The 9,115-nt window shown below is 67.5% G+C and carries 9 protein-coding genes; 5 read left to right on the plus strand and 4 right to left on the minus strand.

What is annotated here, in order from left to right; genetic code table 11:
• Positions 1 to 145 precede the first annotated feature (145 nt).
• The 4 genes from VHB27_RS20105 to def form a co-directional block, all read right to left on the minus strand.
• Complete coding sequence (locus VHB27_RS20105; protein WP_325603891.1) at positions 146 to 562, minus strand: RidA family protein; 417 nt, start codon at positions 560 to 562, stop codon at positions 146 to 148.
• Positions 563 to 620: 58 nt separating this feature from the next.
• The gene (gene lepA, locus VHB27_RS20110) at positions 621 to 2,426 is read right to left on the minus strand and encodes a translation elongation factor 4 (protein ID WP_325603893.1); all 1,806 of its coding nucleotides are present in this window, start codon (positions 2,424 to 2,426) and stop codon (positions 621 to 623) included.
• Positions 2,427 to 2,496: 70 nt separating this feature from the next.
• The gene (locus tag VHB27_RS20115; RefSeq protein ID WP_325603895.1) at positions 2,497 to 3,138 is read right to left on the minus strand and encodes a COQ9 family protein; all 642 of its coding nucleotides are present in this window, start codon (positions 3,136 to 3,138) and stop codon (positions 2,497 to 2,499) included.
• Positions 3,135 to 3,671: a peptide deformylase gene (gene def, locus VHB27_RS20120; protein ID WP_325603897.1), complete on the minus strand. Its 537-nt coding sequence runs from the start codon at positions 3,669 to 3,671 to the stop codon at positions 3,135 to 3,137. Before def ends, VHB27_RS20115 begins: the two co-directional genes overlap by 4 nt.
• Positions 3,672 to 3,838: 167 nt before the next feature.
• On the opposite strand from def, the gene rpsU reads away from it, so the two are divergent.
• The 5 genes from rpsU to VHB27_RS20145 all read left to right on the plus strand — a co-directional run bounded on the left by rpsU (position 3,839) and on the right by VHB27_RS20145 (position 8,981).
• The gene (gene rpsU, locus VHB27_RS20125; protein WP_048860545.1) at positions 3,839 to 4,042 is read left to right on the plus strand and encodes a 30S ribosomal protein S21; all 204 of its coding nucleotides are present in this window, start codon (positions 3,839 to 3,841) and stop codon (positions 4,040 to 4,042) included.
• Positions 4,043 to 4,313: 271 nt separating this feature from the next.
• Positions 4,314 to 5,744, plus strand: coding sequence for a PLP-dependent aminotransferase family protein (locus tag VHB27_RS20130; protein ID WP_325603902.1), 1,431 nt, complete (start codon positions 4,314 to 4,316; stop codon positions 5,742 to 5,744).
• A 219-nt stretch (positions 5,745 to 5,963) separates the two neighbouring features.
• A complete protein-coding gene (locus VHB27_RS20135) occupies positions 5,964 to 7,391 on the plus strand; it encodes an MFS transporter (protein WP_325603904.1) in 1,428 nt (475 codons plus the stop codon).
• 13 nt (positions 7,392 to 7,404) lie between these two features.
• Positions 7,405 to 8,538, plus strand: coding sequence for an acyl-CoA dehydrogenase family protein (locus VHB27_RS20140; protein WP_325603906.1), 1,134 nt, complete (start codon positions 7,405 to 7,407; stop codon positions 8,536 to 8,538).
• A gap of 17 nt (positions 8,539 to 8,555) precedes the next feature.
• Positions 8,556 to 8,981 carry a VOC family protein gene (locus VHB27_RS20145; RefSeq protein ID WP_325603908.1) on the plus strand — a complete coding sequence of 142 codons (426 nt, stop codon included), beginning with the start codon at positions 8,556 to 8,558 and terminating at the stop codon, positions 8,979 to 8,981.
• Positions 8,982 to 9,115: the final 134 nt, after the last annotated feature.

Below are 9,115 nucleotides of genomic sequence, written 5' to 3' on the forward strand. Positions count from 1 at the left end.
GAGAGAGTGGGATTCGAACCCACGGTACGCTTGCACGTACACACGCTTTCCAAGCGTGCGCCTTAAGCCGCTCGGCCATCTCTCCAAACGCAGGGCGGGAGGCATAGCAGACCGCCGCGATAGTGCAACCGTAATTTGGACCCGCCTACCCGTTCACCGCCGCGACCGCCTCGATCTCGATCATGAAATCCGGCCCCGCGAGCCGGGACACCACCACCGTCGTGCTCGTCGGCGTGGCGATGCCGAAATACCGCGCCCGCACATCGGCGCATTTCGCGTATTCGTCGTAGTTCGTGACGTATGTGTTGGTCTTCACCACGTCCGCCCAGGTGGCGCCCGCCGCCTCCAGGCAGCGCGTCAGGTTGGCGAAGGTCTGCTCCATCTGCGCCCGCATGTCGCCCACGCCGACGCAGTTGCCGTCGATGTCGCGCGCCAGTTGCCCGGCGATGAACACCAGCGTCCCGGTGCCGCTGACGGTCACGACATGCGAGTAAGCCGGCTGGCCCGCCATGATGCGGACATTCATCCCCTCCGGCTGGAAGCGTTCGACGTGCAACGGCATGGTCCCCTCCCCTGGTCAGACCCCTTTCGGTCAGGAGAGGACCAAACCAGACGAACGGTCAGGCGTCCATCTTCAGCGCGGCCAGGAAGGCGGACTGGGGGATTTCCACCTTGCCGAACTGGCGCATCCGCTTCTTGCCTTCCTTCTGCTTCTCCAACAGCTTGCGCTTGCGGGTGATGTCGCCGCCATAGCACTTCGCGGTCACGTCCTTCGACAGGGCGCTGATCGTCTCGCGCGCAACCACCCGTCCGCCGATCGCCGCCTGGATCGCGATCTTGAACAACTGCTTGGGGATCAGGTCCTTCAGCCTGGCGCAGATCGCCCGCCCCCGGGTTTCGGCAGCGGCGCGATGGGCGATGAAGGACAGCGCGTCGACCGCGTCGCCGTTCACCAGGATGGAGATGCGGACCAGATCGCTCTCGGCATACCCGTCCATCTGGTAATCGAAGCTGGCATAGCCGCGGGAGACCGATTTCAGCCGGTCGTAGAAATCGAACACCACCTCGTTCAGCGGGATCCGGTACACCGCCATCGCCCGGTTGCCGACATAGGTCAGGTCGACCTGCTGGCCGCGGCGCTCCGAACAAAGCTGCAGCACGCTGCCCAGATATTCGTCCGGCACCATGATCGTGGCCTTGATCCACGGTTCCTCGATATGGTCGATCACCGATCCGTCGGGCATGTCGACCGGATTGTGCAGTTCCTGCATCTGCCCGTTCGTTTTGAACACATGATAGACCACCGACGGCGCCGTCGCGATCAGGTCGAGGTCGAACTCCCGCGACAGGCGTTCCTGGATGATCTCCAGGTGCAGAAGCCCCAGGAAGCCGCAGCGGAAACCAAATCCCAGCGCCGCCGACGTCTCCGGCTCGTAATGGAACGAGGCATCGTTCAGCCGCAGCTTCGCCAGGCTGTCGCGCAGCTTCTCGAAATCGTCGGCGTCGATCGGATACAGGCCGCACCATACCACCGGCACGGACGGCTTGAACCCCGGCAGCGGTTCGGCCGCGGGCGCGCGGTCGTCGGTGATCGTGTCGCCGACATTGCAGTCCGCCACCGTCTTGATCGCGGCGGTCAGGTAACCCATCTCGCCCGGCCCCAGGTCGTCGACCGTGACCATTTTCGGCGTGAACACGCCCACCTGCTCGACATTGTGGACGGCGCCCGTGGACATCATCCGGATGCGCTGGCCGCGCTTCAGCCGCCCGTCCTTGATCCGCACCAGGATGACCACGCCCAGGTACTGGTCGTACCAGCTATCCACCAGCAGCGCCTTCAGCGGTGCGTCGGCATTGCCCTTGGGCGACGGCAAGCGGGTGACCAGCGCCTCCAGCACGCCCTCGATGTTCAGGCCGGTCTTGGCGCTGATCTCCACGGCGTCGGAGGCGTCCAGGCCGATCACGTCCTCGATCTGCTGCTTCACCCGTTCCGGTTCGGCCGCGGGCAGGTCGATCTTGTTCAGGATCGGCACGATCTCGTGGTTCGCGTCGATCGCCTGGTAGACATTGGCCAGCGTCTGCGCCTCCACGCCCTGGGACGCGTCGACCACCAGCAGGCTGCCCTCGCAGGCGGCCAGGCTGCGGCTGACCTCATACGCGAAGTCCACGTGGCCGGGCGTGTCCATCAGGTTGAGCTGGTAGTCCAGCCCGTCCTTGGCCTTGTAATGCAGCCGGACGGTCTGCGCCTTGATGGTGATCCCGCGCTCCTTCTCCAATTCCATGTTGTCCAGCACCTGGGAGGTCATTTCGCGCGCGGACAGCGCGCCGGTGTACTGGATCAGCCGATCGGCCAGGGTGGATTTCCCATGGTCGATATGCGCGATGATGGAGAAGTTGCGGATCCGCTCGATGGGGGTGTCGGTCATCTACCGTTTATCTGGGTCAGGGGAATGGCGCACAGATAGAGTGTCGGGCTCGCAGTGTCACCCATTCACGTCACCCATTCGCGAAGGGCAAACGCGGTTTCGGCAGGGCGGGCAGCCGCTCCGCCAGGCGGTCGACGCGCCGGCGCAGCCGGCCGATCCGGCCGATGCCGGCCAGGCGGCGGTCCAGGAACGCCAGCGTCGCCTCGTTCTCCTCGGACGAATCGCGCAGCCAGAACAGGATGGTGGCGCTGTAGACGCCGGCCAGGATCGCCCGCTTGGTGTACCAACTGAAGTCGGCCGAGCGGTCGCCGGCCGCGTGCAGGATCGCGTCCACCGTCCGCGCCAGCATGGCCGCCGACGCGCGGCTGTTCACCGGCAGCGCCAGCACCGCCAGGGCGCGGCGGATCGCCTCCTTGTGCGGTCGGTTCTGCGCCAGGCGCAGCGCGATCACCGCGCGGACCCGCTTCGTCAGCCGGGTTTCCCCGATCGCCTTCGCCGCCTCCTCCATCCGCCGGTCGGCCAGGTCGCAGAACGTCGCGATCATGTCGACCGTGCCCAGGGGGAACAGCAGGTCGGCCTCCTCCTCCGGCATCCTGGCAGAGCGCAGGCCGGCCTTCAGCGCCCGTTTCGTCCAGCCGTCGAACGGGACGTTCGGCAGCATTGCCTCGATCGCGTGGTCGCGTTCCGCCAGCCGCTCGGGGGGTTCGATCATGGGGCCTGCTCCTGCGCGCGTTCGAGTTCCTCGGTGAAGCCGAAATAGCGGAAATCGGTCAGCCGCATGGGGTAGAGGATGCCGTCCAGGTGGTCGTACTCGTGCTGGACGACCCGCGCATGGAAGCCGCTGGCCTCGCGCGCGATGACGTTGCCGTCGCAGTCGGTGCCGCGATAGCGGATGCGCTTGGCCCGGGGCACGACGGCGCGCAGGCCGGGGATCGACAGGCAGCCTTCCCAGCCCACCACCCGCTCCTCGCCGATCAGCTCGACCTCGGGGTTGATCAGCACCGTGTTGTCCTGTTCGGTGTCGTCCGGGTCCAGGCTTGCCCGGCCGCCCGGCACGCGGAAGACGAACAGGCGCAGCGGCGCGAAGACCTGCGGCGCGGCGAGGCCGACGCCCGGCGCGTCCATCATCGTTTCCATCATGTCGTCCACCAGCCGGCGGATCTCCGGCGCACCGGGGTCGGCGACCGGGTCGCATTTGCGGATCAGCACCGGATGGCCCATACGGGCGATTTTCAGAAGCGCCATGCAGTCTCTCGATGTCGTGAGCGCGCGGTCTCCGCCGCGCCGACGTGATTTGGGCTTGTAAGTACCCGCCGCCATGGTATAGCGCCATCCCCCGCGCCGGAATGCCCGGCCGCGGATGTTTTTTCGCACCCTGATCGGGTGCCCCAGCGGAAGGAGTTGGCGGCCAAGTGCAAGTCCTCGTGCGTGACAATAATGTCGATCAGGCGCTGAAGGCGCTCAAGAAGAAGATGCAGCGGGAGGGGATTTTCCGCGAAATGAAGCTGCGGCGGCACTATGAGAAGCCGTCCGAGCGTCGTGCCCGCGAAGCGGCGGAAGCCGTGCGGCGCGCCCGTAAGCTGGAACGCAAGCGGCTGGAGCGCGAGGGCTTCTAACAGCCCCATCCATCCGAAGGCCGTCAAGACCGCGGCGAGGGGCCTCCCTTCGTCGCGATTACGCGTGTACGGGCCCCTCCCCCCTGAGGCCGAAGCTGGCGACCATGCGGGGCCGCTCCTCGTGGTGGAGCTTGTGCGTTCCCTGCCACCGCTGTTGAAGCGCCGGGCGCCCGGACAAGCCCGGCCGTAACGAAACGGCCCCAAACATTGCCCCCATCCCCCAACGGGTCTACCGTCCCCGGATTGGACTGCTCTCACCGGGCACGTCGCCATGCTCTCGCCAGACCAAACACGCCAAAGCGCCGTCTTCGACCATCTTCGCCAGAGCATCCTGACCGGCACCCTGCCCGCCGGCGGCCGCCTGCCGCCCAGCCGCGCGCTCGCCCGTGAGTTGGGAGTGGCCCGCCAGACCATCGTCCTCGCCTATGAACGCCTCGCCGCCGAGGGTTACGTCCGCGGGCGCATCGGCAGCGGCACCTATGTCGCCGGTGACCTGCCGGACCAGGTGCCCGCCCCCGCCGAACCGCCGCGCTTCGCCGCCGCCGCCCTGTCCGCCCGCGGCAAGCGCCTCGCCGCGACCCAGGCGACGGCCACGGCGCGCGATCCTGCCCTCGGGCTGCTGCTGGCCGGCGGGCTGCCGGCGCCCGACCTGTTTCCGATCAAGGACTGGGCACGCTGCGCCAACCGGGTGCTGAAGCCCCTTGCCGGCGAACTCGCCAGCTACCCGCCGCCGCAAGGGCTGCTGGTGCTGCGCGAGCAGATCGCCGCGCATCTCGCCGCAACGCGCGGCCTCGTCGCCGATCCCGGCTGCATCGTCGTCACCGCCGGCACCCAGCAGGCGCTGCGCACCGCCGCCGACCTGCTGCTGGATCCCGGCGACCCCGCCTGGGTCGAGGACCCTGGCTACATTGCCGGCCGCGGCGCGCTGCTCGTTGCCGGCGCGGAACTGATGCCCGTGCCCAGCGATGCCGACGGCATGGACGTCGCGACGGCCGAGGCCATCCAACCCCGCGCCCGCCTCGCATTGGTCGCCCCCTCCCACGCGACTCCGCTCGGTGGCGCCATGCCAATCGCCCGCCGCCTCGCCCTGCTGGACTGGGCGCGGCGTCAGAACGCCTGGATCCTGGAAGACGACTGCGACTCGGAGTTCCGGTGGGAGGGCAAGCCGCTGCCGCCCCTCGCCTCCCTCGATAAGGCCGGCCACGTGATCTATTGCGGGACCTTCAGCAAGACGCTGGCCCCGGCGCTGCGCATCGGCTTCGCGATCGTCCCGCCCCCGCTCGTTCCCGCCTTCGTCCGCGCGCGCACCCTGATGGATCGCGGCACCGGCGCGTTCACCCAGGCGACGCTGGCCGAGTTCATGCGCGCCGGCCTGCTCTCCCCCCATATCCGTCGCATGCGCACCGAATACGCACGCCGGCGTGCCGCGCTGCTGGAGGCGATCGAGCGGACCGTGCGCCTCGGCACGCCCATGGCGGCACCGGGCGGGTTGCACATGGTGCTGCGTCTCGACGATGCCCTCGACGAAGCCGCGGCGGCACGGGCCTGCCGGACACGAGACCTCGCGGTGTCGCCGCTGGCCGCGTATTACGCGGGGCCGCCGCGGATGAAGGGCCTGGTCATCGGCTTCGCCGCGACCCCCACCCCGCTCGCCGGCGAAGTGGCGCGGCGGCTGGACGCAGCGCTGTCGTCGCTGGGGTAAGCTGCGTCGCGGGGGTCAATACGACCCGCCCCTCTGCCCCGTCATGGCCCGGCTCGATCGGGCCACCTTCCTCCCCCCGAGGCACCGGACGGCCCGGTCCAGCCAGGCCATGGCGGGGGCAGCCAAGCACATGCGCCCGGTCCGAAAGTTGACAGCCGGGGCAAACCCGTCACGCTTCCCGCAACCCGGCATCGAAGCCCGGATCAGGGAGATACCGCCATGTTCCGACGCCTGGACCAGGCTCAATCGCTGACGAGCAACCAGATCAAGATCATCGCCGCCGCAATCACCGGCGACATGCTGGAATTCTTCGATTATTTCCTCATCGGCTTCGTCCTGCCGTTCATCGTCAAACCCTGGCACCTGACCTTCGGCCAGTCCGCGGTCATCCTGCTGTCGTCCGGGATCGGCGCGATCCTGGGCGCCTTCATCTGGGGCCGGATCGCCGATCTTTACGGCCGGCGCTCGGTTTTCATGTGGACCATCATCAATTTCTCGCTGGCGAGCGGGGCTTTGTATTTCACCCCCGAGGACGGCTGGGTCTACCTGTCGTGCCTGCGCTTCTTCGTCGGCTTCGGCGTCGGCGGACTCTACTGCGTCGACCTGCCGCTGGTGCAGGAGTTCGTGCCAACCCGCATGCGCGGTTTCATCGGCGGCCTCGTCACCGTGTTCATTCCGCTCGGCGTCATGATCGCCTCCTCCCTGGCGGCGTTCACGACTGAAACGATCGGCTGGCGCGGCCTGTTCCTGGTCGGCCTTCTGCCCGCGCTGTTCACGCTGGTGATCCGAGCCTGGGTGCCGGAATCGCCGCATTGGCTGATGGGACAGGGGCGGGTGGAGGAAGCGCGACGCTCCGTCGCCTGGGCGCTGAAAGTCCCGCCGGAGACCCTGCCGCTCACCTCACCGCCGGCCAGCCAGCCCCCGGCCCGCTGGCTCGACCTGCTGCGCCACCCACGCAGCCTGGCGGTTTCGTTCCTGGCGAGTATCGGCGCGCAGACCGCATCGTACGGGATCGGCCTCTGGGCCCCGACGCTGTTCGTGCTGCAGCTTGGCGTGACCCCCGCCTATGCGGCGTATCTGTTCATCTGGGCCACCTGCGCGGGCGTCCTGGGGCGGATCAGCTTCGCCTGGCTCGCGGACGCGATCGGGCGCCGCAACGCCGGCATGCTGGTGGGCTTCGGCGGCGCCTGCGCGGTGGCCGCCGCCGGCTACCTGCACAACGACTACCTGGGCACCATCTCGTTGTTCTGGGCTTGCATCGTTGCCGGCTATTTCTTCTTCGACGGCGGGTTCGCCGTCATCGGCCCCTATTTGGCCGAGGTCTGGCCAACCCGCCTGCGCACCACAGGCATGGGCGCCGCCTACGGCTTCGGCGGCCTGGGCAAGATCATCGGTCCCCTTGGCCTGTCGGTGATCGTCGGCTCTTCCAACATCATCACCCCCAAGGCCACGCTGAACGCCATCGGCCCCGCCTTCACTTATTTCACCGCCTGGATGCTGCTGTGCGGCTGCGCCTTCCTGTTCTTCGGCTTCGAGACCGGCAAGCGTTCGCTCACGCAGATCGACCGAACGCTGGAAGACGAGGACCAAAGCCGGCCCGCGCTTGCCAAAATCCGGAAACCATTGAACCCTGCAACCAATAAATAGCGAAGGCGCCAGGATGTCCGATCCCCACCCGCAGATTCTGAAGGCCCGCGGACTCCAGCCGCTGCTGGAGAAAGAGGCGCCCGAAATCAACAAGCGGCGGGAGGTGACGCCGGACATCGTCACCGCGCTGAAGGATGGCGATTTCTTCCGGATGCTGCAGCCGCGGTCGATGGGCGGGCTGGAGATGAAGCCGTCGGACTTCTCGCAGGTCACCGAGGCGCTGGCGGCGGCGGACGGGTCGGTCGGCTGGATCGTCTGCCAGGGCAACGGATGCTCCATGAGCGCGGCCTACCTGGCCCCCGCGATCGCGCGGGAGATGTTCGGGTCGCCTGACGGAATCCTCGCCTGGGGACCGCCGGGCGCGCCGTTCGAGGCGGAACCGGTGGACGGCGGCTATTGCATCTCCGGCACCTGGCGCTTCGCCTCGGGGTCGCAGAACGCGACCTGGCTGGGCGCGCATATGAAGGTGAAAGGATCGAAGGAAACGCGCACGATGCTGTTTCCGAAGACCGGCGCCGTCATGACGGATATCTGGCACACGCTGGGCCTGCGCGGGACGGCGTCGAACCAATATTCCGTGACCGATCTGTTCGTGCCGGCCGACCATACGATGCGCCGCGACGACCCGCGCGACCGGCGGGAGGCTGGGCCGCTTTATCGTTTCACCAGCAACCAGCTCTATTCCGTCGGCTTCGCCGGCGTGGGCCTGGGCATCGCCCGCGGCCTGATCGACGCGTTCCTGGAGCTGCCGGCGAACAAGGTCTCCCGCGGGGCCGGACGACCGATGCGGGAGAATAACGTCGTCCAGTCCCAGCTCGCCCAATCCGAGGCAAGATGGCATTCCGCCCGGGCTTTCCTGCACAAGACGTTCGATGAAGCATGGGACCACGTGATCGCGCATGGGGAGATGACTGACCGGCAGCGCGCCATGCTGCGGCTGTGCAGCACCTGGGCGATCAACCAGGCGCGGGAGGCGGTGAACACCCTGTTCCACGCCGCCGGATCAGCCGCGGTGTTCGAGGACCAGCCGTTCGAGCGGCGGCTGCGCGACATGCACACCGTCAGCCAGCAATCGCAGGGCCGCCAGTTGCACTACGAATCGGTCGGACAGATCATGTTCGGCATGCCGGCCGAAAACCAATTCTAGCCAAAGGAGCCGCCCCCATGCCCGCCTTGACGCTGAACCATTACACGATCCGGGTCCGCGACCTGGAACGCACCAAGGACTTCTACAAGGACATCGTCGGCCTGACCGTCGGCGAACGCCCGCCGCTGCCCTTCCCCGGCTACTGGATGTATTGCGGCGACATCCCGACGGTCCACCTGATCGGCTACCGTGCCGAGGACCCGCAGATCCCCGACGGCCCGTCCTATCCGGCGTCCACCGGACGGCTCGACCATATCGCGTTCAACTGCGAAGGGTTGAAGGCGATGCGGGAAAACCTGAAGTCGCACGGGATCAAGTATGAGGAACGCGTGCTGCCGCGGCTGAACATGACGCAGTTGTTCTACCTGGACCCGGACGGCATTTCGGTCGAGTGCAATTTCGACGCGAAGGAAACCCAGAGCCAGGGGATGCGAGGGTACTGATCCCCGGCCCCGGCTCGGGCGCCGGCGCTTCTTCGTCATGGCGGCCGAAGGGCCACCGTCCACGCCTGAACGGCGTCGATACAGGGATCAGGCATGGATGGCGGGCCTTCGCCCGCCATGACGGGACCGGCACG

Source organism: Rhodopila sp., from assembly GCF_035548235.1.
Lineage (GTDB): Bacteria > Pseudomonadota > Alphaproteobacteria > Acetobacterales > Acetobacteraceae > Rhodopila.